Origin of the sequence: Winogradskyella vidalii (assembly GCF_013403955.1) — a bacterium.
Taxonomy (GTDB): Bacteria; Bacteroidota; Bacteroidia; order Flavobacteriales; family Flavobacteriaceae; genus Winogradskyella; species Winogradskyella vidalii.
Genome location: NZ_JABFDG010000006.1, coordinates 32532 through 59103, shown reverse-complemented (window position 1 = coordinate 59103; position 26572 = coordinate 32532). Strand labels below are relative to the sequence as shown.

The 26572-nt window shown below is 33.3% G+C and carries 20 protein-coding genes; 14 read left to right on the top strand and 6 right to left on the bottom strand.

Features of this window, described 5'->3' with window-relative positions:
- Positions 1–20 precede the first annotated feature (20 nt).
- From HM982_RS13890 to HM982_RS13865, 6 genes are all read left to right on the top strand, one after another.
- Positions 21–1004, top strand: coding sequence for a PorP/SprF family type IX secretion system membrane protein (locus tag HM982_RS13890; RefSeq protein WP_179353851.1), 984 nt, complete (start codon positions 21–23; stop codon positions 1002–1004).
- A gap of 316 nt (positions 1005–1320) precedes the next feature.
- A complete protein-coding gene (locus HM982_RS13885; RefSeq protein WP_179353850.1) occupies positions 1321–7116 on the top strand; it encodes a PQQ-dependent sugar dehydrogenase in 5796 nt (1931 codons plus the stop codon).
- A 254-nt stretch (positions 7117–7370) separates the two neighbouring features.
- Positions 7371–7673 carry a ribosome hibernation-promoting factor, HPF/YfiA family gene (gene hpf / locus HM982_RS13880; protein ID WP_179353849.1) on the top strand — a complete coding sequence of 101 codons (303 nt, stop codon included), beginning with the start codon at positions 7371–7373 and terminating at the stop codon, positions 7671–7673.
- Between the two features lie 3 nt (positions 7674–7676).
- Positions 7677–8123 (top strand): arsenate reductase family protein, encoded by a 447-nt coding sequence (locus HM982_RS13875; RefSeq protein WP_179353848.1) that lies wholly within the window; start codon positions 7677–7679, stop codon positions 8121–8123.
- A gap of 23 nt (positions 8124–8146) precedes the next feature.
- Positions 8147–8956, top strand: coding sequence for a DUF1853 family protein (locus tag HM982_RS13870; protein WP_179353847.1), 810 nt, complete (start codon positions 8147–8149; stop codon positions 8954–8956).
- Positions 8935–9525 carry a pseudouridine synthase gene (locus HM982_RS13865; RefSeq protein WP_246296828.1) on the top strand — a complete coding sequence of 197 codons (591 nt, stop codon included), beginning with the start codon at positions 8935–8937 and terminating at the stop codon, positions 9523–9525. Before HM982_RS13870 ends, HM982_RS13865 begins: the two co-directional genes overlap by 22 nt.
- Here HM982_RS13865 and HM982_RS13860 read toward each other — a convergent pair.
- Positions 9515–10198, bottom strand: coding sequence for a hypothetical protein (locus HM982_RS13860; protein ID WP_179353846.1), 684 nt, complete (start codon positions 10196–10198; stop codon positions 9515–9517). The two genes, HM982_RS13865 and HM982_RS13860, sit on opposite strands and share 11 nt — an antisense overlap.
- Before the next feature lie 150 nt (positions 10199–10348).
- The gene (locus HM982_RS13855; protein WP_179353845.1) at positions 10349–11863 is read right to left on the bottom strand and encodes a DEAD/DEAH box helicase; all 1515 of its coding nucleotides are present in this window, start codon (positions 11861–11863) and stop codon (positions 10349–10351) included.
- Positions 11864–12000: 137 nt separating this feature from the next.
- On the opposite strand from HM982_RS13855, the gene HM982_RS13850 reads away from it, so the two are divergent.
- Positions 12001–12570 (top strand): ExbD/TolR family protein, encoded by a 570-nt coding sequence (locus HM982_RS13850; protein ID WP_179353844.1) that lies wholly within the window; start codon positions 12001–12003, stop codon positions 12568–12570.
- On the opposite strand, the gene HM982_RS13845 is transcribed toward HM982_RS13850, so the two are convergent.
- From HM982_RS13845 to HM982_RS13835, 3 genes are all read right to left on the bottom strand, one after another.
- Positions 12538–12972, bottom strand: coding sequence for a 3D domain-containing protein (locus tag HM982_RS13845; protein WP_179353843.1), 435 nt, complete (start codon positions 12970–12972; stop codon positions 12538–12540). The genes HM982_RS13850 and HM982_RS13845 overlap by 33 nt on opposite strands.
- A gap of 104 nt (positions 12973–13076) precedes the next feature.
- Positions 13077–15386, bottom strand: a complete 2310-nt coding sequence (locus HM982_RS13840) for a T9SS type A sorting domain-containing protein (protein WP_179353842.1) — start codon at positions 15384–15386, stop codon at positions 13077–13079.
- 160 nt (positions 15387–15546) lie between these two features.
- Positions 15547–17547, bottom strand: a complete 2001-nt coding sequence (locus HM982_RS13835; protein ID WP_179353841.1) for an alpha-ketoacid dehydrogenase subunit alpha/beta — start codon at positions 17545–17547, stop codon at positions 15547–15549.
- A 147-nt stretch (positions 17548–17694) separates the two neighbouring features.
- Here HM982_RS13835 and HM982_RS13830 point away from each other — a divergent pair, with 147 nt between their 5' ends.
- The 5 genes from HM982_RS13830 to HM982_RS13810 all read left to right on the top strand — a co-directional run bounded on the left by HM982_RS13830 (position 17695) and on the right by HM982_RS13810 (position 21771).
- Positions 17695–18645, top strand: coding sequence for an isopenicillin N synthase family dioxygenase (locus HM982_RS13830; RefSeq protein WP_179353840.1), 951 nt, complete (start codon positions 17695–17697; stop codon positions 18643–18645).
- A gap of 71 nt (positions 18646–18716) precedes the next feature.
- Complete coding sequence (locus HM982_RS13825) at positions 18717–19046, top strand: translation initiation factor (RefSeq protein WP_179353839.1); 330 nt, start codon at positions 18717–18719, stop codon at positions 19044–19046.
- Between the two features lie 2 nt (positions 19047–19048).
- Positions 19049–19990 carry a DUF1835 domain-containing protein gene (locus HM982_RS13820; protein WP_179353838.1) on the top strand — a complete coding sequence of 314 codons (942 nt, stop codon included), beginning with the start codon at positions 19049–19051 and terminating at the stop codon, positions 19988–19990.
- A complete protein-coding gene (locus HM982_RS13815; protein WP_179353837.1) occupies positions 19980–20852 on the top strand; it encodes a nucleoside phosphorylase in 873 nt (290 codons plus the stop codon). Before HM982_RS13820 ends, HM982_RS13815 begins: the two co-directional genes overlap by 11 nt.
- 64 nt (positions 20853–20916) lie before the next feature.
- On the top strand, positions 20917–21771 hold the full coding sequence (locus tag HM982_RS13810) for a substrate-binding domain-containing protein (RefSeq protein ID WP_179353836.1): 855 nt from the start codon (positions 20917–20919) through the stop codon (positions 21769–21771).
- Positions 21772–22087: 316 nt separating this feature from the next.
- Here HM982_RS13810 and HM982_RS13805 read toward each other — a convergent pair whose 3' ends face one another.
- A complete protein-coding gene (locus HM982_RS13805) occupies positions 22088–22759 on the bottom strand; it encodes a uracil-DNA glycosylase (protein WP_179353835.1) in 672 nt (223 codons plus the stop codon).
- Positions 22760–22814: 55 nt separating this feature from the next.
- On the opposite strand from HM982_RS13805, the gene HM982_RS13800 reads away from it, so the two are divergent.
- Both HM982_RS13800 and HM982_RS13795 read left to right on the top strand, forming a co-directional pair.
- Entirely contained in the window at positions 22815–24308 is a 1494-nt protein-coding gene (locus tag HM982_RS13800; RefSeq protein WP_179353834.1) for a YfcC family protein, read from the top strand.
- A 48-nt stretch (positions 24309–24356) separates the two neighbouring features.
- Positions 24357–26525, top strand: a complete 2169-nt coding sequence (locus HM982_RS13795) for an endonuclease MutS2 (RefSeq protein ID WP_179353833.1) — start codon at positions 24357–24359, stop codon at positions 26523–26525.
- Positions 26526–26572 lie beyond the last annotated feature (47 nt).

The following is a 26572-nucleotide window of genomic DNA, read 5'->3' as shown; positions in this document are numbered from 1 at the left end:
CACATTAAAAAGATAACATCATGAAAAAATTCTCTCTCTATATCCTTTTACTGGTCTTTGCTCATAGTTTTGGCCAAGAGTTAAACTTACCCGTTTTTACGCAATATTTGGCAGACAACAATTTTGTAATTTCACCAACCTATGCTGGTATTGGCGATAATGTAAAAATAAGAGCCAATGGATTAACCCAATGGGTTGGTATTAAAAATGCACCCGATAACCAGTCGCTTTATGCAGATATTAGATTAGGAAATCGTTCGGGAGTTGGAATAACTGCGTACAATGATAGAAATGGAAACACCATACAAAAAGGCGCTAAAGTTTCGTTTGCGCATCATTTAACTTTAGATTATAAGTCTAAACAGTTTTTATCTTTTGGTTTATCGTACAACTTTAATAGCTTTAAAATTGATATTAATAACTTTAATACCACTTATGATATTCCTATAGTCGACCCTAGTATTACTGATGATCGCTCGGTATCTAATAATAATTTTGATGCGGGTATTTTATACCGTTGGAAAGCATTTTACCTCAGTTTTAATGCTAACAATATTATGAAAAAAGACCTTGATGCCTATACAGGTATTGAACCTAACTTACTTCTGAATTATCAAATTTATACAGGATTAGTGATTAAGAGTAAACAGAATAAAGATGTAGAATTAGAACCATCAATGTTTTATCAAATGTTTGCTAGTGATAAACGATCAACTACAGATATAAGTTTTAAATACCGAAAATTTAACCGTAAAGGGGATTATTATTTTTTAGGTGGTTCTTATCGTTTTTTGAATGATCAGTTTCTTAAACCTTTAAATATTGGTCCAATGGGTGGCATAACCTTCAATAAATTCTTTTTTGCTTATTCCTACCAAATTACCACGAATGATTTATCTGGTTTTAACTCTGGTACACATATGGTAACTATTGGGTTAGATTTTTTACAAGGTATTAGTAATTGTGCCTGTACAAAAGGAACGAGTCAGAGTTATTATAGATAGAGAAAATAGAAGGTTGCTTATTTTTACAGCTAAGTAATTATTATAAGGAATTCCACTTTTTCACACGTTTTAAAAGCTGTAATTAGTATTATTAATAGAACATAATATTGTTTGAAAGATTCTTTTTTTCTTAAAATATTGTACTTAATGAATCTTTGTAGGCTTAATTTTTTCAATCTAATACAAACAACAACCAGAATATAGAGTTAAAATACTGAGCACCTTAACTCTAGATTTCAACTTTTATCGAAATAATAGATTACCCAATGGCAAAAAATGTTACATTTATAATTGCTATTAATACCTATTATGCTCTATGAGTACACATAAATCGAAAAACAACTTTTATAATTTAGTCTTAAACTTTAAATCTAAAGGGCTAAAATTTAAAATTACTTTAGCAATTATCACCTCTATTTTGCTATTTAGTGCGGTGCCTTATTTTTATGGGCCAGGTCTAACTACGGCTCAACCCATGGGAGCTTACTTAAATGGTAAGTTTTTACCATTATCTACGGCAACTGCAGAACCTTATCGAATAGCTTATCCAGGTTTAAGTTTTTTTTACCCTATAACGTTTAACGAAATCCCAAGTCGTAATAAAATTATTATAGGACAGCTAGATGGTCAAATTTTTTCTTTTGATATTGATCAATACGAAGAAACGGGTGTCAAAGATTTATTATTAGATTTGTCTGGAGACGTTGGCTTGGTTTCCGATGGTGGTTTTTTAGGTTTAACCATTCATCCAGATTTTGATGCCGCTACAAATCCTAAAAATTATATTTACGTTTATTACGCAACAAAGAATGCAGCTGGAGAAAACTCTCCCCCTTTTGGTCAATTTACAACTCAAAATTGTTCTCACTTTGAATATGAGGGTAATTTTTTAATGTTAGAACGTTTTGAGGTAGGTTCAAACGCCATGACTATTAACCCAAATAGTCGTACTATTATTATGAAAAACCGAATGTACGGTACGGGTCACCGAGGAGGTGGACTTGAATTTGGTGATGATGGATTTCTTTATTTAAGTATCGGTGATCAAACCTCATGGAGTAAAGCACAAGATATTACAAATGATATCGATGGTGGTGTAATTAGAATTGATGTAGATAAAGATTCAACCAAAAGTCACGCACCGATAAGAAAAAAACCTACTGATGGTTTTGCAGATGAAATCACGGGTGAAGAATACTGGATACCAAACGATAACCCTTTCTTAAGTCCTGATGGATCTAATTTTGAAGAGTATTATAGTGTAGGACTTAGAAATCCACACCGTATGACCAAAGACGCAACTACAGGTACTTTTTATATTGGGGATGTGGGCTTAGATTCTAATGAAGAAATCAATGTTCTAAATAGTGGTGGGAAAAATTTTGGATGGCCTTTATGGGAAGGTAATGACGCAGGACCCGGTTGTGTTCCTCAACTTTTAGATAACATGGCACACGAAGCGCCATTAGTAGCTTTTCCTGCAACAGAAGCAAATTCAATTACAGGTGGTTTTGTCTACAGAGGAACTGAAATGCCTGAATATATAGGGAAATATATATGTGCCGATTTTGGTGATGGTGATGAAATGTGGTCTGTAAATACAACGACAGGTGCTTATGAATTAATAGGTAACTTTACACCTGGTGGTATTATATCCTTTGGTCAAGATAGTGCAAACGAAATATATTTACTGCCTGAGGGAAACAATACTCCTATTTATAAAATGAAATCAGCTTCAGCAGATTATAGCTTATTTCCTCAAACCCTCTCAGCGACTAATATATTCACAGACATGACAACTTTAGAAGTTGCCAATGGTATTGTACCTTATGATTTAGTAGAATCGTTTTGGTCAGATGGCGCTTTAAAAAGACGATGGATGGCCATACCTAATGATGGGACTCATAATTCGGATGCAGAACAAATTGAATATTCTGAAAATGGCGATTGGATTTTCCCTATTGGCTCTGTTTTAATTAAACACTTTGATCTTCCTGTAGACGATACGGATTCAAGTATTACTAAAAAAATCGAAACCCGACTTTCTATTATGGGAAGTGATGGTAATTTTTATTATTTAACCTACAATTGGAATGAAGCGCAAACGGATGCAGTATTGCAAGAAGTAGGATTAGATGAGCCTGTAACTATTGCGACCGAAGGCGGAGGCACACGGACTCAAACCTGGCATTTTCCTTCTAATACCGATTGTAAAACCTGCCATAACAATGTAGTTTCAGGAGCGCTTGGTCTTAAAGCACGTTATCTAAACTCAGATTATGATTATACGGAAAACGGCACTACCACTACAGCTAATCAACTAGTTACACTCAGTCATTTAGGTATATTAGATGAAACTATTGTAGATACCGACACGCCCAACATTCTTACCTCTAAGTCTATTTATGATACCAACGCAACACTAGATGAAAAAGCACGATCTTATTTAGATTTAAATTGTGCCTACTGCCATAGACCAGAAACAGGAAATAGAGCTAATTTTGATTTGCGCTTATTTAATAGCCTCGAAGCCACCAATATATTAAATGCAGGTATATTAAGTCCTTTAGGTAACTATGCTGATGAAAAGATCATATATCCTGGAGATTCATTACGGTCTATTCTTTACCATAGAATGAACAGTATAGACCCTACGGTAATGATGCCAACCTTATCTAAAAATGTTATCGATCAAGATGCGGTAGATTTAATTGGCCTATGGATTGATCAATTAGAAGCACCTACCGATACCATAAACACCGCAGATGCAAGTATCAATTTGGCTTTATTGCCTTCCGCAAATGTAGAGGGATCAGTCAACGACGGAAGAGGCGAACCTACAGATATTTTATATGACCCTAGAATTAATGAATATTATCATCAAACTCCTTTTAATGAATACGGTGTAGATTTAAATCACAATTTGGGCCCAATAGATATAAATAATGCTTTTAAATGGCAAGTATCATGGCCAATTGCAAAAAAAATCAATTATATAACCTTTGGAGGTGTTTATCCAAATCAAGCTCAACCTAATACAAATTGGAAGATAAGTTACCGATTAAATGATACATGGATAATGCATGAAGAAGGCCAAGGTGGCTGGATTAATGCAGGAATTTATGAATGGGGGAGTAAATTTCAAACACCAATAACAGCTGATGCTATAAAACTTGAAGCTTTTAGTGACGGCGTAAATGATGTTGTAAGTATTCATTTAAGAGGACGTGGTGGAGAATCTACCTATAGTAGTAGTTATGATGATTCTGACACCAACCCTAAAGCAACACTTATACAGTATTTACCTTTCCCAACGGAATGTGATTTTGAGTCAGTCACCGCAGGAGGACAAACAGCATGTAGCGAAATCGATACGACTTATAGTCAAGACATTACTATAACTTATCATAATGCACCTTCAAATGGCGATTTAATTGTCAATGGGCAAGCTTTTGCTGTAACATCTAGTCCACAAACGGTCACACTTACAGGATTGCTTTCTGATGGCGAATCGAAAGATGTTGAGGTGTCTTTTTCAAATGAAACATCTTGTTCTATAATTATTGAAGACTTATTTACAGCACCTGTAAATTGTACCGCATGTAGATTTGAAAGTATAACATCAGGGGCACAATCGGCTTGCAACGAGCTAAATGGCACCTATACCCAAGAAATTTCGGTAACCTATGTCAACGAACCTGAAAGTGGAAATTTAATGGTGAATGGGCAAGCATTTCCTATTAGTGGTAGCCCACAAACAGTGCTTTTAACTGGTTTAGCCTCTAATGGTTTGGATCAAAATGTAGTAGTATCATTCTCAGAAGAGAATGCATGTACGTTAACTGTAAATAATCTCTATACAGCACCTGCTAATTGTAATGCTGGTGCCCCTGATAATAGCCCTGATACTAGTATAAATTTAGGTTTACTTAGTGATGCTATTTTAAGTGGTTCTGTAACCAATGGTAGAGGTGCGCCTTTAGATATACTTTATGATCCTGCACTAAATAATTATCGTAATGTCACTAATTATAATGAGTATGGAGTTGCTTATAATTATAATCTTGGCACCCCTACCGTTGATGAAGGCATGAAATGGCAAGTGAATTGGAACAATGCAAAATATATAAATTATATAACTTTTGGCGGTACTTACTCTAATCAACCGCAGGTTAATACGATGTGGCGGATTAGCTACCATCATAACGATACATGGACCATTTTAGAAGAAGGCCAAGGTGGATGGATTGATAGCGGTATTTACGAATGGGGAGGCAGTGATCAACAACCTTTTGTTGCAGATGCACTGCGTGTACAACTTTATAGTGACGGTAGTAATTCAGTAATACATATTCACCTTAGAGGTCGAGGAGGTACTTCAAATAGATCAGAAGGACACGACCAGTCTACGACACCTAAGGCGACGCTAATTCAATATATCCCTTTAGATAATACTTGTGGTGCTAACCTTACTAACGATGCCCTATTATACTGCAATGATACATGGAAAGATAATATTTCACCTGATGGAACTACCGGTACTAAAGATATGTTTATAGGTAATGGAATTTACACAGTTGATGCAGATGAAGCAATAGTAGTTGATAATTTAATAGTCTATACCGATGCGGTAATTGTCATAAAAGAAGGGGGCAGTATTACTGTTAATGGTGATTTAACTAATTATGGAAAAATACAATTAGAATCGATTTCTACTAAATATTCTAGTTTAATTGTCGAAGGATCAAGTACAGGTAATGTGGTTTATAAACGCCATATTAATGCCTATAATGGCGTTACAGGAAACGATTTAGTTTCCGCTCCATTATCAGGACAAAGCTTTGGAGATTTTGAAAATGATAATCCCAATATATTAGAAAATCCCAATAATAATGATCAAAAAGCATTTGCGCCCTTTGATGAACCTAATGGTGTGTATGTAAATTATGCAATTACTACGGATAGTGATACAACTATAGAAAATGGTATTGGTTTTAGAGCTGCAAGAGATAGTATAGAAGATGGTGTTAGTGGTACAACTTTTACTTTTACTGGACAAGTAGAAACAGGTGATGTATCAATTCCTATAACAGAGACAGCAGGCTCTTCTTTTAGAGGTTGGAATTTAATAGGGAACCCCTACCCGTCTTATATAGATTTCTCTGAATTTTTTGAAGAGAACAAAGACCAATTAAATAGTAATGGTGCTTATCAAGCTATCTATGGCTACAATAATAATGCAACCAACAAATGGACTATATACAACAGTTTAAACACAAGTGAATTAATCGCTCCTGGTCAAGGTTTCTTTATTAAATCTAAATCTGGTGGTGGTACTATAGAATTTCTATCAGATATAAGAACTTATGGTACTAGTGATGATTTTATAGTCGGTAGAAATTCTAGTACTAACGACAATGAAGGCTATATTAAACTTCAGATTACTAATCAGGATTCAGAAAGTTATGATACTGCAATTCATTTTAATGAAAATGCGAGTTTAGGTTTAGATGCTGGTTATGATGCAGCTATGTTTGGCGGAAATTCAACTGAATTTTGTATTAATTCTTATTTAGTAAATGATAACTTAGGTGACCCTATTGCCATTCAAGCTCTTGGTACAGACGACTTAGTTAGCACAATTGTTCCTTTAGGGATTAATGCAGAACAGGGACAAGTTATCACTGTGAGTCTTTCGGAATTTACATTGCCAATAACAACTAAAGTTTATTTAGAAGACAATATTACAAACACTTTTACTTTACTAAACGAAAACGACTATTCGTTTACAGCTTTAAATTCTATTTCAGGTGATGGTCGCTTCTATCTTAGATTCGAAAATGAAACCCTTAATGTCTCCAATCAAGATTTTAATACCTTAAAGATTACTACAAATCAAAATGATAAAACTATTGAGATTACAGGGCAATTAAACCAAGAAACCTTATTTAAACTCTACGATATTCATGGTCGTGTAATTTTAACTCAAAATTTAGAAGTGAACACTACACAGCAAACCATAGCTGTTAGCCATTTGAATACAGGAATTTATATCGTTGAATTAAATTCTGTGTCAGGAGAACGGCGTATTCAAAAACTAGTTATTAATTAATAAATAAAAACCACAGGGACTTCACTTGTGGTTTTTTATTTAATCATCAGCAACTCCTAATAAATTATTACTTTACTATATTAAAATACGCTCCCATCAAAATTTTAATAGCGATATAAAAACTATTAAGAATTTCTCGACTCGTAAACAATCTATTTTGCATTCAACTATGTAATACGTTAATGCTTCACTTATTTAAGTTAAGTTAAACTGATACTAATCTGTAATTTTATCACAGACAAAAAAATAGAATTATGGAAATATTATTTGAATATCATGATGTAGCATCAAGTGATGCTTTAGAATCGCACGCCAAGGAGAAATTAGATAACTTATTTAAACGCTATGACTTTGTGATTAGAGCAGACGTTTTTTTTAAAACCGACAATACCACGAGTGACGACACAGGAAAAAAATGTGGAATAAGACTAAGTGCGCCTGGACCTCGATTATTTGCAGAGTCTTCAAAAGATAGTTTTTACAATGCCACATCCGAAACTGTAAACGAATTATTGAAGCAATTAGAAAAGCGAAAAGATAAACTTAAAACCTATTAAATTATGGGAGTAATTAGCAGAAAAAATAATCAAATTAATTGTGTTTACGCAAGCAATACCGATTTTGGAAAACAACTCGAAGGCTATTTAAAAGCCTCTGATAAAGATATACTAATGATTAATATCACCGAAACCATGCCTACGCCCACACAATGGCAAGAGTTGTCGCGGGAGCTTAATAAACCTATTGAGGAATTACTAGACTTATCTCAAGTAGAAAACATTGAGAAAAGTTCAGACTTTGATGCTAATGATTATGTAACCGTATTAGAAAATAATCCTAAAGCTCTTAAAGGAGCCATAATCATTAATGGATCAAAAACTGAACATATATCTACGGTAACTAAAGTCTTAAATTATTTCAATGTAGATAGTGCAGGTATTGAAAAAAACATGCATTCTGAAAAACCAGATATTGATAAATCTACAGAGAACAATAACTTTATCTAAATTATGCCTACTTTTATTCTGTTATGGATAAAAGTACCGTATTACGTTATAAAGGGTATGGCAACACACCCTCATTATTTAAGCCACATGACTTATCAGGATTTGAATTTTTTGAAATCAATTCAAGTTCTGATTTTTTATATGATAATACAGAATTTGTTAATCAGCGCTTAGGTAAATTAGTTGAAGAATTTGTGTTTTATGACCTAAAACGTGATTCTTCAGTAACTTGGGTTGCAGAAAATTTACAGATTCAAAACGAACGACGTACTATTGGTGAGCTAGATGCACTATATTATTTAAACAAGCAACTTATTCATCTCGAAATCGTTTACAAATTCTATCTATACGATACTTTAGAAACCTATAATACACCACTCGCCTATTGGATTGGCCCCAACCGAAAAGATACGCTGCTCTATAAATTAGAAAAATTAAAAAACAAACAATTTCCACTTCTTTATAAAACAAAAACGCAACAACAACTCGCTAATTATAATCTGAATATTGAAGCTTTTACACAGCAAACCTGTTTTAAAGCGCAATTATACTTACCTTATAAAAACACAATGAGTTCAATTGCGCCACTGAACGAAAATTGTATTAGTGGTTTCTATATTTCGTTTCAAGATATGTCTATTTTTGAACATTTAGAATTTTACATTCCTGAAAAGTTAGACTGGCTCATTGAACCTCATATCCAGGTCGAATGGCACAGCTATAATTCAGCAAAAAAATTAATTAAGACACATATTAAAGCCAACCGCTCTCCTTTAGTTTGGTTAAAATATAATAATTCAAAATTTGATAAATGTTTTATTACCTTTTGGTAACCGCTATGAAAACACATCATTATTATAAAATATACAAACCCTACGGTTATTTAAGCCAGTTTATCAACCATCAGAATAAAAGACGCAACAAAAAACTTTTAAATGAATTGCATGAATTTGAAACTAAGGTTATGGCCGTTGGACGATTAGATGAAAAATCTGAAGGTCTATTATTGTTGACCACTGATGGGAAGTTTAGTAACCATATTACCAGTTCTCATATAGAAAAAGAATACCATGTGATGGTTGATGGCATTATAACACCAGCGCTTATTTCTGAATTAATAAATGGTGTTGAAATTTCCGTTGCAGGAAAACCTTATATAACAAAACCTTGTAAAGCTGAGATTTTAACTGATACATCACATATTATTGAACGATTTGTACGCGACAAAAGACATGGTGTAACCTCATGGCTCTCTATAACACTGACGGAAGGAAAATTTAGGCAAGTTCGAAAAATGACTGCTAAGCTAGGGTTACCAACCTTAAGATTAGTACGAGTAAGAATTGGAGATTACAAATTGGAAGACATGCAACCCTCAGATGTTAAAGAAATTAGTTACTAGAGGCGGTTTTAGATTTTTCATCCTCAGCAGTTTTTTCTTGAATTACAACCTTTTCATTTTGAAATATAATAGTAGCTTTTACACCGGTTAATAAATTCCATTCTTTTGAAGAAATAACATTTCCCTTATCATCATATACAACAAATTCTGCTGTATTAGGACCAGAATCCCCTTGGTTAAGCGCTACGATATCAACCACATTTCTGCCATCAGCCAAATCGACTTCTACACGTCTGTAACTACCTGTAAGCAGCAAATCGTGTTTAACAACAACATCATTGATTAAAATACGAACCCGGTCACCATCTGGATATTGATGATCTCTACAAACTATATTTACAAACTTTGTATCTACACGATGTTCACCTAAAAACTGATCAGACATGGTTCTTACATAACCACCTTTTACGGCTTCTTTTTTCCAACGCTTTTCAAAAATTTCACCCGGACTTTTAAGACCATCATTTTCAATCATAGAAAATGGCTTTTTAGTCTCTCTAATGACAAATTTGTCTTCTTTATTTTCTGTGTTTCCACCAGATTTATCTTCCTCCTTTTCAAGAATTGGAGCAACTTTAATTTTTACTAAAGCAGAATCTTTTTCCGTTTCTGATTTTTCAGCAGGAATACGAATAGACTTCTTTTCCTTATCTGTAACTTGGGCAAAAACCATGCTGCTGCACAAAATGCAGAACAGAAATACGAAGTGTTTAAAGGTTTTCACGTTGATAAAAAATAATTTTAATATTCAAGTTATTAGTTAATAAAAACTAATCTTATTTCAAAATAAAGACATAAATATAGAAATCATTACAAAAAAAAGTTAAAACTTACCGTTAAAGCTAATCCTTAACTTTCTGTTATACTCTTCAAAAAGCCAATCTTTATAATTTTGAGTGCTATTCATAATGCAATAACAGTATTGCTTTATTCTAAAAGCGATTTCATCTTGTAGGTCTTTAATTAGTTCTCTTGCTTCAAAAACATCTTCACTGTTATCTATGCACATTTGAGAATGCTGCGCTATTGAACGTTCAATTACAGTAAAAGATTTTTTTCCTGAATTGACGACCTCTTTATATTCTGCTTTAATATCAAAGTTTAAGGTATACGATTTTTTGAATTTTACTTTTAATGAATCTGGCATTGTGTAAACAAAATCACGCTCAAGCAATTCATCATCAATAATGTTTTCGAGATAAAGGTCGGGGTATTTAAAAATATGTTGCCAATCTACAGGTTGATTCCAAGGGCCAAATCGGGCTTCATTATTACCTAAATCAATGACTTGAAATGTGTTTTGGTCTTTATAAATACGGCTTCCTCTACCAATCATCTGAAAATATAAAGTTAAAGATCGTGTAGCCCTATTCAAAATAATAGACTCTACAGAAGGTTCATCAAAACCAGTCGTTAGAATACTAACCGAAGACAACACCGCATCTGGCGTATTTTTAAACCATTTTAAAATATCTTTCCGCTCTTGCTTACTCGCTGTATTATCTAAATGTGCAACATTATAACCCGCTTTCTTAAATGTATAATAAACTTCTTTAGACGTGTAAATCCCGTTATTAAAAATCAGTGTTTTTTTACCTTTTGCCATTTCCTCATAAGCAAATAATAGCTTAGACTGCATTGTAGAATTGGTGTATAAAGCCTCGGAAGACTTTACAGTATAATCACCATTAATTCCAATTTTAAGCGAGGTTAATCCCACATCGTAATTAGAAACTTCGGCGTTGGCTAAAAACCCATTCTTTATTAAAGTAGAAATATCATCTCCAACAATAAGCTTGTTGTAGTTGTCTTTCATTGGTAGTTTTATATTACTACTTAAAGGTGTCGCTGTTACTCCTAGGATAAAGCAATTTTCGAAAAATTTAAATAGTTTTCTAAAGGAATTATAATGGGCTTCATCAATAATAACTAAGCCTATATTTTTAAGCTCAAAATCATTATCAGATAACCGATTATTTAAGGTTTCTACCATCGCCACAAAACATTGATATTCGTCTTGGTCGGTTAGGGTTTTCACCTTACTATTAATCACTTTGTTCTTAACGTTAAATCCTGATAATACGTTAGAAGTTTGCTTACAAAGCTCAATTCTATGGGTAAGTATCACTACTTTTTTTTGGTGTTGCTCAGCATAGCGTCTCACAATCTCCGAAAAAATAACCGTTTTTCCGCCACCAGTAGGCAATTGATATAAAAGGTTAAAATCATCAGCCTCATCTCGCATTACATCAAAAATGCGATTAAGGTCTTTGATTTGGTAATCATAGAGACTTTTTTCTGTTGCATTTTGTGGAATGGTTTCGGTTTCTGAAGACATAAAATAAATTTAGTACTTGATTAATTTTGCAAAAATAGCACATTATAAGGGTTTTAGAATGGATTGTTAACAAGAATTAACAACATTGGTACTGTTGTTGTGATTGCTAGATTATTAACATTTAAATCTTATATATTATGAAATCATTTAGAAGACATTCTGCAACGGTCAATGCAGGATCAATGGCAGATATTGCCTTTTTGTTACTCATTTTCTTTTTAGTAACCACTACCATTTCTGCAGACAAAGGTATTTTACGACAACTACCCGCAGTTTGTGACACTGAAGACTGTACTGCGGAAATTCCAGAACGAAATTTATTACAAATTTCAATGAATGAAAACCAACAAATTATGATTAAGAATGAACTGGTAGAATTCGCAGAAGTCGCTTATATAGTTGAAAATTTTATCGATAATAACGGTATTAGCAAATGTGATTATTGTGAAGGTGAACAATCTACTAAATCATCGGATCATCCCAAAGACGCTGTAATTTCTTTAAGCCATGATGCATTTACTTCCTATGAATCTTATATAGCTTTACAAGACGAAATCACAAAAGCTTATTACAACCTTAGAATACATTATGCTAAACGTGTTTTTGATAAAATACCTAGCGAATTATCTAAACAAGAACGTATTGAAGTACAAAAAGCCTATCCTTTTAAAGTTTCAGAAATTATGGTGAAACGCAATTTTAATTGAATCATTTTTAGGTAAGCAGTATGAAATATTCACTTTCTTTTTGCCCCATTTTTTTGCTTTTTTAACATCATTGCCCATATAGATATCTATGCGTTTTCGCCAACGACGATTCATCTTGTCTTTAACGGTAAACAAACTATCGAAACCTTGAATTTTAACTTGGGTATTGTGTACTAAACCCGAATCTAACAAATCTCGTGAAACCGCAATATATCTTAAACCTGGTTTTAAGCTATCTCCAAAAGCTGTAATGTTGGGATTAGAATTGGTTTGGTAAGCTAAAGAATTATAAGCCGTAGCAACAACATCTATTGTACGTTTGTTACACGTATTGTCTGTTTTACTTTTGCAATTATAGACGCTTATAATACAAAATAGTATAATGTACCAACTTACTCTCATAGGTATAAATATACATTGATTATAATTAATTAGCGAAAAAACAAAAAAGTCAGTTTCTGATTAAAGAAACTGACTTTAATTATGTTATTAATTTTATTTATAAATTAATTCTTAATCAATTTTTGTGTCATTGAACTAGTGCCAGTCGTCACTTTTACAAAGTAAATACCCGTTTGATATTGCGACATATTTACAGTACTTAAACTATTAGCGTTTAAATGCCCTTTAGTAATTTCTTGACCCAATGTATTGTAAATTTGATACTTTACATCTTCATTGAAATTCGTTAATTCAATTTGTAATTGATTCTCTACTGGATTTGGATAAATTTTAATAGCGTTATCTAAATTAAAATCAGCAGTACTTAAAGCTTGTTCAACAGAAAATGTAACAGATTCAGAACTCGAAAAATCGCCTCCAGAAATAATTTCATTACCATTTTCATCTTCTAAACTGTAGCTACCACTACCATAATCACAGCAAATACCATCACCATAGTCATCAAAAATTGTGAATGTATAACATTCACCAAAATCAGTTATAGTAATTGTTTCTTCATAGTTTGAATTGCCACTATAAACGAATGCTGGTCCATCACTAATTACGGTTCCTGAACTATTGGTAAGTTCCCATGTTGTTTCATCGCCATAAGTATCTGTTGCAATATTTAAAACCAAAGACGATGTTTCATAAGTCGTAGCAACTTCATAGATTATACCAAAAGTATCGTTAGAAGTATTTTCATCTGTGGTGCCATTAGGGTTAGTAACACTAGCAATAAAAGAATGACTTCCAGAACTCAGATCGGTATAAGTTGGTGTTGCAACTACTAGACTTTCTCCTGTTGCAATATTACCTGTCCAATTAAGTTCTACAGGTACTTCTGAGTCAATGTAGTAAGTTATTGTAGCAGAAGTTAATGCTGTAGTACCCGAATTAGTAAGTGTAACTTCAGTTGTAAAATCTTCGCCACATAATATCGTACTTTCTGAACTTGCAGCAATGTTAGCATCATTATTATAGGTTTCAGAAGCAGGGTATGCCTCCAAAACTTCAATTCCAGAATCCGATGGATCTAACCAGTCTTTAAGACGTGTTGAAGCTGTAGTTCCATAATCCCATGCTACACCAAAGCGCCCATAGATATCATAGCCTCCATTGTCAACCGTACCAGAACATGCTGCAGTTCCTGCAGTAAGCATACCTATTAAATGACCTGTCTCATTAAATAAACCAGATCCTGATGATCCACCTTCGGTAACCCCCAATTCCCAGTCATTAATTCTCCACATTTGTGCAGTAGAATTTCCATTAAAATTTGTGGTAAATCTAATTGCTCCTTCGTCATTTCTAGAAACTTTCTGAATGTCTCCACTTGGATGATGAAATCCAAAACTTATAGCTGGTACATCTGTTGTAGATTTGTTCCAACCAGCCCAAACTAAATCGTAATTATTTTCAAAGAAACTAGAATCTGTGATTTCTACTAATTCCATATCAGATTTTGAACTGCTTGCACGTACGGTAGCTCCACTAACAGTTTGATTATACGTACCGTTTGTACTATTTGTAGTTGTACCACAAGACGGGTTTGGACTTCTCCAATTAAATCTAAATGCCCATGTACCTTCTCCTCCAGCACAATGATTGGCAGTTAACATATATGGTGTACCATCATTATTGGTATTATTAATTAATGTGCCAGAACACCAATCTGTACCCCCCGCTAAAATTAAGGCACCTGAAGTTTTTATATTATCCTTAACTGTATTTAAGCCATAAGGGTCTGGTGAAGGAGTAATATCGCAATCTACATCATAATTACAATCCCCAGACTGTCCTAAAGACTTTTCATAAGTTTTTACAGTACGGTAACCGTGTACCACGGAACCCACTGTAATTTTTGCTTCTCCAACAACATTTGCTGGTTGGTAGTATTCAATATAAGCAACGTTACCTTCTACTAACCAAGTTCCTAAAACTTCTTCAGTATTGTTATTTTTAAATGTAAAAGGTCTTAATAAATCTGTTTTTTCTTTATTATACACATAAAGTTTTGCACCTTCAGGAATTTTAAATACATCAAACATAAAGTTTAATGATTGTGCTCCGTTAGAATAATATGCCATTCGCCATATGCGATCACCGTTTTTTAAAGTCGTCCACTCTCCCACTTCATTAAAATTATGATCTACATATAAATCATGTCCAAACCGCCAAGGAATAGATTTATCTTGATCATTTATTTTATCTTCTTCTTGTAATGTTTTTAAATCAAAAGAAGGCAGTTCAAAAGGTGTTAAAGGTTTAATTGTAGTATTCTCCCAACTTGGCGGTTTAACGTCATCTGGAATCACTTGTGCAAATGCAACAACACCTACAAAAAATAATGTAATAAGTAATTTAAATCTCATATTTTATATTTTTGGTTATTAATTAGTTTCAACATAAATTAGTTTCAACATAGTATATCAATTCAAATAAAACTATTAATAACTTGAGTTTAAAATTTAATATACTTAAACTTAACTTTTATCTACGTAACACTATTTTTAATCTACCAAAAAATATTAATTAATAGGATAATAGTTGTTTTAAAACGGACTCAAAGCGTCCTTTAGCTAAATATTGATTTTCTAACTGACTATTAAAAGGTATTGGTGTTTCCATACTAGCTACACGCTTTACAGGGGCATCTAAATATTCAAAGCACTCTTCCATAAGCATAGCCGAAAGATCACTAGCTATACCTCCAAACAACGAATCTTCTTGTAAAATAATAGCGCGTCCTGTTTTTTTAACAGAATTAATAATTGCTTCTTTATCTAAGGGTTGTAAGGTTCTTAAATCAATTAAATCGGCTGAAATATTAGGATTTTTTTCTAAGGTTTCTAAAGCCCAATGTACACCAGCACCATATGTAATAATGGTCACTGCTTCACCTTCTTTTAAAAAGCTTGCTTTTCCAAACGGAACTGTAAAATAATCCGTTGGTACTTCTTGACGAATCCTTCTATACAAAGCCTTGTGCTCAAAGAATAATACAGGATTTGGATCATTAATTGCAGTAGCTAACAAACCTTTAGCATCATACGGAAAAGCCGGATATACCACTTTTAAACCTGGTGTTTTAGTAAACCATGCTTCATTAGTTTGCGAATGAAAAGGGCCTGCAGCAACACCTGCTCCACAAGGCATTCTAAGAACAATATCAGCTTCTTGTTGCCATCTGTAGTAGGATTTTGCTAAATAATTAACAACGGGATTAAAACCTGAAGTCACAAAATCGGCAAATTGCATTTCTACAACCGATTTTATTCCTGAAATAGATAATCCCATGGCCGTTTCTACAATTGCTGACTCGCAAATAGGTGTATTTCTAACGCGGTCTTTTCCAAAGGCTTCAACAAACCCTTCTGTAATTTTAAAAACACCACCATATTCTGCTATATCTTGCCCCATAATAACAAGATTTTCATGCTTTTCCATGGATTGTTTTAAACCTTCAGAAATAGCATCTACCAATCTTAACTCTTTAGTTTCTTCATTACAAATAAACGCCTTATAATCAAATGGTTTATAAACATCAATTAATTCATTAGTTTCGTTGGGAATTATATCTGCTTCTGCATTCGCAGATGCTAAAGCAGTATCAATTTCAGACTTAATTTCAGAGGTATAATTTTTATCCGTTTCAACACTCAAAATCTTTTTACTAAGTAAGTAACTTCTAAAATTTTCTATAGGATCTTTAGCTTCCCACGCCTCTATCAATTCTTTAGGTACATATTTTGTTCCACTAGCCTCCTCATGCCCACGACGTCGGAAGGTTTTAAATTCAATTAAAATTGGTCGTGGTCGTTTTCTAATACTTTCGGCTAATTTTTGAACCTTAGTATAGGTTTCAATAATGTTGTTACCATCTAGAATAAAAGATTCAATACCATAACCTTTGCCTCTATCTGCAATATGTTTACAATGGTATTGCTCATTGGTTGGGGTAGAAAGTCCGTAACCATTATTCTCAATACAAAATATAACTGGTAATTGCCACACAGAAGCCACGTTTAAAGCTTCGTGAAAATCACCTTCACTCGTTCCTCCTTCACCAGAAAAAACGGCTGTTATTTTTCCATTATTTTTTAAACGATTAGCTAAAGCTATACCATCTGCAACGCCTAACTGTGGTCCCAAATGAGAAATCATACCTATGATGTTAAACTCTTGTGTACCGAAGTGAAATGAGCGATCTCTACCTTTTGTAAATCCGCTTGCTTTACCCTGCCATTGACAAAACAAACGATGCAAAGGAATCTCACGGGTTGTAAATACACCGAGGTTTCTGTGCATTGGCAATATATATTCGCTAGGCTTTAAAGCCATAGTTACACCAACAGAAATTGCTTCTTGCCCAATGCCAGAAAACCATTTTGAAATTTTCCCTTGACGTAATAATATGAGCATCTTCTCTTCTATCAATCGAGGTTTTAGCATATTGTAATAAAGCCTAAGTAACTCTATATCTCTTAAATTTCTTTTGTCGAAGGCAATATTACTTTTTGTAATTGTTGGCATATAATTTTATTTCAGTAATGTCTCAAATGTAAATAAAATTGATTCAATAATCCATTATCGACTTCTATTTATCAATAATTTCAATCTGTTTTTTTCGCACTATTATCGTTACATTTGTATATTCACAAAAATTTAAACAACAACCCAATGGATAGAATACCTAGCGTAGACTTAAAGGATTTCATTTCAGATGATCCCAAACGCAAACAAAAGTTTATAGAAGATATAGGAAAAGCATATGAAGACATCGGTTTCGTGGCCCTAAAAGGTCATTTTTTAGATGATACATTGGTAGACAATTTATATGAAGAAGTAAAGAATTTCTTCAACTTACCTATAGAGACTAAAGAAAATTACGAAATCCCTGGTATTGGAGGTCAACGTGGTTATGTGTCCTTTGGTAAAGAAAGTGCTAAAGGAAAAAAAGAAGGTGATTTAAAAGAGTTTTGGCATTTTGGACAGTATGTAGAAGATGATGAGAAACGCCGAAAAGAATACCCTGAAAATGTTGAGGTAAAAGAACTCGAGGATTTTAATAAGGTGGGCAAACAAACCTACCAAATGCTCGAAAAAACTGCAAAATATGTATTGCGTGCCTTGGCTCTATATCTTAATTTAGAAGAGACTTATTTTGATAAATACATCCATAACGGAAATTCTATATTACGGCCAATTCATTACCCTCCAATTACAAAAGAACCTAAAAATGCCGTTAGAGCTGCAGCACATGGCGACATTAATTTAATTACTTTACTAATGGGAGCGCAAGGCCGAGGTTTGCAAGTACAACGTAATGATGGCGAATGGATTGATGCCATTGCAGAACCAGATGAACTGATGATTAATGTTGGGGATATGTTATCACGACACTCCAATAACAAATTGAAATCTACCATCCATCGCGTTATAAATCCACCAAGAGAACTTTGGGGAACATCGCGCTACTCGATGCCCTTTTTTATGCATCCTATTAGCGAAATGAAATTAGATGTTTTAGAAAGTTGTATCGATGAGGATAACCCAAAACAATTTGAAGACATTACTGCTGGCGAATTTCTAAATGAGCGTTTAATAGAATTAGGACTGATTAAAAAGTAGTTATCAGTATTCAGTAGCAGTGTTCTTCTAGCGACTGCAACTGTAAACTGATACTGTAAACTGATACTAAGATGGATTTACAAGACCAACTAAAAAACCTATTCCCAGATCACACACCCGAAGCTACAGAAGATACTGAAGCATCTAAAGATAATCTATGGTTACAAGATGACCCCATAATTTGTAAGTACGAAAAACGAAAAGGGAAACCAATTACGATTCTCGAAGGTTATACGGGGGCTACTGAAGATTTTAAAAAATTAGCTAAAGATCTAAAAACCAAATTAAGCGTTGGAGGAAGTTTTAAAGACGATAAAATTATTATTCAAGGGGATTATCGCGATAAAATCATGACAATTCTAAAAGAAAAAGGATTTAACGTTAAGCGTGTAGGTGGTTAATTATGGAAAAAAAATGTTTACATATTACTAATGGTAATGCACTTACTGACTATTTAATTGAATTAGATTTTAAAGACGATATCCTCACTTGGCAAGAAATGTTGTGTGAAGGTCCAACCATTCCTAAAATAGATTCTGATGAGTTTTTTGACCTTAGGGTCGATTTTTTAAGAGCGCATTACAATATTGAAGTTGATCAAAAAGATCTAAAAAAGGAACTTTCAAAATTAGATGATACTGCAGATTATTCTGAAATCAATCTATGGTTTGAATACGATTTATATTGTCATATCAATTTATTAGGTGTCATTAATTTGTTACACCAAAAAGAAATAAACAAACCATTATATCTTATCTGTAGTGGGCGTGTTAAAGGCGAAAAAAGCTTAAAAGGTTTAGCTGAGTTAAATTCAGCGCAACTTAAATCTCATTATAAGAATAAAGTATTACTCACTAAGAAAGATATTGATTTCGCGATTGCTTTATGGCGAACGTATTGTGGTAAAGATCATAATATTTTTAAACCTTATATCGTTGAAGAGTCTAACTTTAAATACATGAGTAATTGTCTTAAGGCACACTTAGAACGTTTTCCTTTTCAAAAAAGTGGGTTAGGAAATATTGAGTTTAATATTTTAACCATTATAAAAGAAAACACCATAAAATCTGAAAATCACCTTTTGGGTTATTGCCTAAATTATCAGGGGTATTATGGCTATGGCGATATGCAACTAAAACTTAGAATTAAAGAATTAGCGCTATTTTACACCGTTTCTGAAGACGGTATTACCCTAAACAGAAAAGGACACCTTGCCCTTTTAAAACAACATAACTTTGCTTTAGAAGTCAATAATAACATGACTTACGGCGGTGTAAACCGATTGGCTTATCAATTTAGTGAAGAACAAAACAAACTTGTTAAAACCATAACTTATGGCGATTAAAGATTCAGAATTAATATTAAATCCAGATGGCAGTGTTTACCATCTCAACCTAAAGCCCGAAAATATTTCGGATACTATTATATTTGTTGGCGACCAAGATCGTGTTGAAAAAATCACAAAACATTTTGACAGTGTAGAATTTAGCACTCAAAAACGGGAGTTTAAAACACAAACGGGTTATTATCAAGATAAAAGACTTACTGTTATTTCTACCGGAATCGGCCCAGATAACATTGATATCGTTTTAAACGAACTCGATGCTTTAGTCAATATTGATTTAGAAACTCGCAAACCCAAAGAAAACTTATCGAGTTTAAATATTATTAGAATTGGAACCTCTGGCTCTTTACAACACGATATTCCTGTTGATGCATTTTTAATAAGCACACATGGTCTAGACATTAATGGAATGCTACATTTCTATCAAACAGAAGGCATTTGTAATCCTGAAGTTGAAGATGCTTTTATTAAGCATACTGAATGGGATAAGAATAAAGCGCGTCCGATTATTATTGATAATAGTAAATATCTTGAAAAATATTTTGAAGGAGACAAAATTTTTAAAGGTATGACAGGAACTGCTGGTGGTTTTTACGGACCACAAGGCCGCGTGCTACGCTTACCTTTACACGATGCAGGCCTAAATGAAAAGTTAGACAACTTTAGCTACAAAGATTTTAGAATAACAAATTTTGAAATGGAAACTTCAGTTATTTACGGGCTTTCAAAATTGTTAGGACACGAAGCTATATCTCTCAATGCTATTATAGCCAATAGAGCAAATGGTGATTTTAGTAAAGACCCTAAAAAAGTTGTAGAAAGATTAATTACCTATGCTTTAGAACGTATTGTGAATATTTGATAAAAAGGTAATTTCTAAAAAAATAAAGATTAATAAAAAGATCCCCACTTTCGTGGGCATTAATATGAAAACAGTAAATATAGGAGGCGTACCAGAGCACTTTAACTTAGCCTGGTATTTAACACTAAAAAATGGCGAGTATAAAGATAAAGGTATTAACCTCAGATGGCACGACTACTATGGCGGAACAGGCGAAATGAACAAAGCATTACGCTCTGGAAAAATTGACATGGCTGTTATTTTAACGGAAGGAGTTGTAAAAGATATTATTGATGGTAATCCTTCTAAAATAGTACAAACCTTTGTAGAAACACCTCTAATTTGGGGAATTCATGTAGCGTCAGACTCAAAATTCGAAACTATTGAAGACATCAAAGGTCAAAGAGCTGCGATAAGCAGGTACGGATCTGGCTCACACCTTATGGCTTATATTAATGCTAAAAATAACAATTGGGATTTAAAAAATGACCTTAATTTTGAAGTGATTGATAACCTCGATGGTGCAATTAGAGGCCTAACCGAAGATAAGGCTGATTATTTTATGTGGGAAAAATTCACCACTAAGCCTATTGTAGACGAAGGTGTTTTTAGACGTATTGGCAACTGTCCTTCACCTTGGCCTTGTTTTGTAATTGCTGTTCGAAATGAATTTATTGAAAACAACGAAGACCATTTAAAAATTATTTTAGAAGTTATAAATCAAACGACTTCAGATTTCAAATCGATACCTAGTATAGATAAAACCATTTCAAATCGCTACGAACAAACGCTAGAAGATGTACAAGAGTGGTTATCGCTTACCGAGTGGTCTCAAGATGTTATGGACAAAGAGACAATAGAAAATGTACAAAAACAACTTTTTGATTTGGATATAATTTCTAAAAAAGTAGAATATTCAGACTTAATTCATAAATTATAAGTTATTCTACATTAGAATAAATCAGAGAACTAATACCTTATAAAAGAGGTAGTTTAAATTTAAAAGTTAATATTTTTAGTATATTAGCAGGGATTAAATAGATAACTTTCTAGTTAATATTTTTTTAATTACATTTGTTTAACATTAACTTAACAATCATTAACACCTACAGATTATATGATTATTACAATTGCTCTGATTTTATCCTTCTTAGTGGCTTTAAACTTTTTATTATTGATTTTTAGTTGCAATAAAACCTCTAAGAAAGTTACACGGAGAGTTTCTCCTTCTATACAGACCAATAAACCACCAAAAACTATAGATTCCAATCAATTGGAGTCTCAGCAACTCGCTCCAACTGGGAGTTAGTTTCACTAAAATGCTTGTTACCAAACCAATACCCTCTATTGGCACTTAGTGGTGACGGGTGACCACTTTCTAATACAATATGCTTACTAGTATCTATTAATTTCTTTTTCTTTTTAGCAAATCCGCCCCAAAGTAGAAAAACCACATTCTTTTTCTCTGAACTTATCGTTTTGATTACAGCGTCTGTAAATTGCTCCCAACCTTTCTTCTGATGACTACCGGCTTGATGTGCTCTAACCGTTAATGTCGCATTCAAAAGCAATACACCTTGGTTTGCCCATGGCGTTAAATCTCCACTTTTTGGATAAGGAATTCCTAAATCTTGCTCAAGTTCTTTAAAAATATTAACCAGTGAAGGTGGATGTTTTACACCATCATTAACAGAAAAACTCAAACCGTTAGCCTGACCAACATCATGATAAGGATCTTGACCAATAATCACGACTTTTACAGTTTCAAATTTACAATGATTAAAGGCGTTAAAAATTTCTGAACCTTTCGGAAAACATAAATTATTAAAATATTCTTCCTTTACAAAAGCCATCAAATCTTTAAAATACGGTTGATCAAATTCTGTATTAAGCTGTTTATTCCAGCTTTCATCTATATTTATAGTCATATAAAAAAACAAATTAAAATCTATAAGTCTTATCTTTGACGGCAAATATTTCAAAATGAAAAAACTTAAGTTCCCTTCTGCACAAACCATATTATTTATCATTGCAGGTTTAGTCACCCTTTTAACTTGGTTTATTCCAGCCGGAAAGTATGATACTTTAAGTTATAATGCCTCAACAGACAAATTTACACGTTTAAGTCTAGATGAAGAAATCACTTTACCAGCTTCTCAAGCAACCCTCGAGGATTTAAATATTAAAATTCCCATAGATAAATTTACCAATGGTGACATCTATAAACCTATAAATATTCCTGAAACCTATAAAAAATTAGACGCGCAGCCCCAAAGTTTTTATGACTTTATAAAATCACCTATAAAAGGAATTATTGAAGCTGCAGATATTATTTTCTTGGTTTTAATTATTGGAGGTTTAATAGGTATACTCAATAAATCTGGTGCTTTTGATGCGGCTATTGGCCAACTAGCAACCCTATTAAAAGGCAGAGAATCGCTACTTATTGTTTTTGTAACAACTTTAGTGGCAATAGGCGGAACAACCTTTGGCTTTGCCGAAGAAACCATCGCCTTCTTCCCTATTTTAATTCCGGTGTTTTTAGCGGCTAAATACGATGCCATTGTTGGTGTGGCTTGTATTTTCTTAGGTTCTGCTATTGGTACGATGTGTTCAACCATTAATCCTTTTTCTACCATTATAGCTAGTGATGCTGCAGGTATTAATTGGACAACCGGTTTATATGGTCGAATTTTTATGTTGGCTTTGTGTTTAACCATAACCATTATTTACATTATACGCTATGCCAAGCGCGTTAAAAAAGACCCAACCAAATCTATAATTTACGACCAGCGAGAAGAAATTGCTGAATTATTCACTTTAAAAGACAGTTCAAATATTCAATTTAATTGGCGATTAAAATTAGCCTTATTTGTATTCACGTGCTGTTTTATTATTATGATTATTGGTGTTTCGCTTTTAGACTGGTGGTTTGTAGAAATGACTACCGTCTTTTTAGTTGGTGCGATACTTATTGGATTTATTATTCAGATTAGTGAAACTGATTTTATTGAAACCTTTGTAAAAGGTGCAAGCGATTTATTAGGTGTCGCTTTAATTATCGGAATTGCAAGAGGGGTTACCGTTTTAATGACCGATGGTTTAATTAGTGATACCTTATTATATTACGCCAGTGATATGACAACAGGTATGAATAAAGGCATTTTCACGAGTGTAATGACCATGATTTATTCGGGCTTATCATTTTTTATTCCAAGTTCTTCAGGAATGGCCGTTTTAACCATGCCCATAATGGCGCCTTTAGCAGATACGGTGGGTATTGGTCGCGAAATTGTAGTCAACACGTATCAATACGGATTGGGCTTATTTTACCTTATAAACCCTACAGGTTTAATCTTAGCCTCACTTGCCGTTGCCAAGATTAACTTTAGTAAATGGCTAAAATTTATTTTTCCGCTATTCATTATACTCATCTTAGTCACTTTGGTCGTATTAGCAGTGTCTTCATACTTATAATATTGCATAATATGCTAAATTTGCAATTCTAAAAATTAAAACTATTACATGATAAACATTCATGAAAAAACCTTAAAAGACCTTGAGTTTTTTACAGTTTTAGATCAAGTTAGCAAGCATACACTTACCGCTTTAGGAAAAGAAGCGGTTTTGGCTATTCTTCCATTTAAAGCGGAAGAATCATTAAAACGCGAGCTTATTTACGTTAATGAATATTTATCGTCTTTTGATAATGAAAACAGAATTCCTAATCATGGTTTTGATGCTATTGATAAAGAATTAAAATTATTAAAAATAGAAAACACCTTTCTCGAAGTTTCTAGTTTACAGAAGCTGGTGAGTATGTCTTTGACAGTCAATTCAATTTTAAAATTTTTAAAGAAGTTTCATGAGTATTATCCGCAACTGCAACAATTCAGTCAAGATATTGAAATAAACACCGCACTTATAGAACAAGTTGATGCTGTGGTAGACCGTTTTGGTGATATTAAAGATAATGCCTCGCCTCTACTTTCAAATTTACGCAAGTCTATAAACCTACTCAAAGGTAAAATTAACAGCAGTTTTTCTTCGGCTTTAAACACTTATAACAATCTCGATTATTTAGATGATATTAGAGAGTCTGTTGTAGATAATAAACGTGTGCTTGCTGTAAAAGCCATGTATCGCAGAAAAGTGAGAGGTGCTATTATGGGCGGCAGTAAAACGGGAAGTATTGTTTATATTGAACCTGAAACCACGCTTCAACACACCCGAGAACTCAACAATTTAGAATACGAAGAAAAGGAAGAAGTCATTAAAATTCTAAAGGAGTTAACGGATTTTATTCGTTTGTTCTTACCACTGCTTCACAAATATCAAGCGTTTTTAACACAATTAGATGTCGTTTCTGCTAAAGCAAAATATGCCCAAAGTATGAATGCTATTCTACCAGAGTTTTCTAAAGAACGTAGTATGTATTTACGTGATGCTTATCACCCACTACTCTATTTAACTAATAAGGAGAATGGCAAAAAAACATTTCCACAAACTATAGATTTAGAAAAAGACAGCAGAATTATAGTCATTTCGGGGCCTAATGCAGGGGGGAAAAGTATCACCTTAAAAACCGTGGGCTTATTGCAAGTGATGTTACAAAGCGGTATGCTAATCCCAGTACACGAACGTAGTTATGTCTGCTTATTTGATAGAATTCTAAGTGACATTGGTGATAATCAATCTATAGAAAATCATCTGAGCACCTATAGTTATCGCTTAAAACAGATGAATTATTTCTTGAAAAAGTGTAATAATAAAACGCTTTTCTTAATTGATGAATTTGGAACCGGAAGTGACCCAGAATTGGGAGGCGCTTTAGCGGAAACCTTTTTAGAAGTTTTTTACGAACGTGAAGCCTTCGGTATTATAACCACACACTATTCCAATTTAAAATTATTGGCCAACGAGTTACCTCATATTAAAAATGCTAATATGCTTTTTAATGAGCGAACTTTAGAACCAATGTATAAATTGGTGGTCGGACAAGCAGGAAGTTCATTTACCTTTGAGGTGGCACAAAAAAATGGAATTCCCTATAGCCTAATCAATAAATCGAAAAAGAAAATTGAACGTGGTAAAGTGCGGTTTGATGCTACAATTGCTAAACTTCAAAAGGAACGCAGCAAGCTAGAACGCACGGAGCGCTCATTAAAGGAAAATGAGAAAAAGAAATCATCTGAAGCCGATAAGCTCGAAGAAGTTAACGCTAAAGTTCAAAAGAAACTTGAAAGTTTTCAAGAGTTATATGATTCTAACCAACGCTTAATTTACTTAGGACAAAAGGTGAATGATATTTCTGAAAAATATTTTGAAAACAAGAAAAAGAAAGAGTTAATGGGCGAATTGTTCCGATTGGTTCAAATTGAAAACTCTAAGCGCAAAAAACTAACCGCCAAACAAAAGCGCGCCGAAAAACACAAAGAAAGACAAGTAAAAGCAGAAGCTGAGAAAAAAGTTGAAGTTATCCGTAAAAAGAAGAAAGCGGCCAAGAAAAAAGAGGTTAAAGTAGAGAAACCAAAACCTATTTTAAGAGTTGGTGATCGTGTAAGATTGCAAGATGGTAGAGCTATTGGCAGTATAGATTCTATTGAAAAAGGAAAAGCCAACGTTAACTATGGTATGTTTACGACTAATGTAAGTCTAGATCAACTTGAACTAGTGGAAGCTATGAAAAAATAAATTATAAATTGATTTGTAGTTCTATTAATAAAAATTGATTTATATTA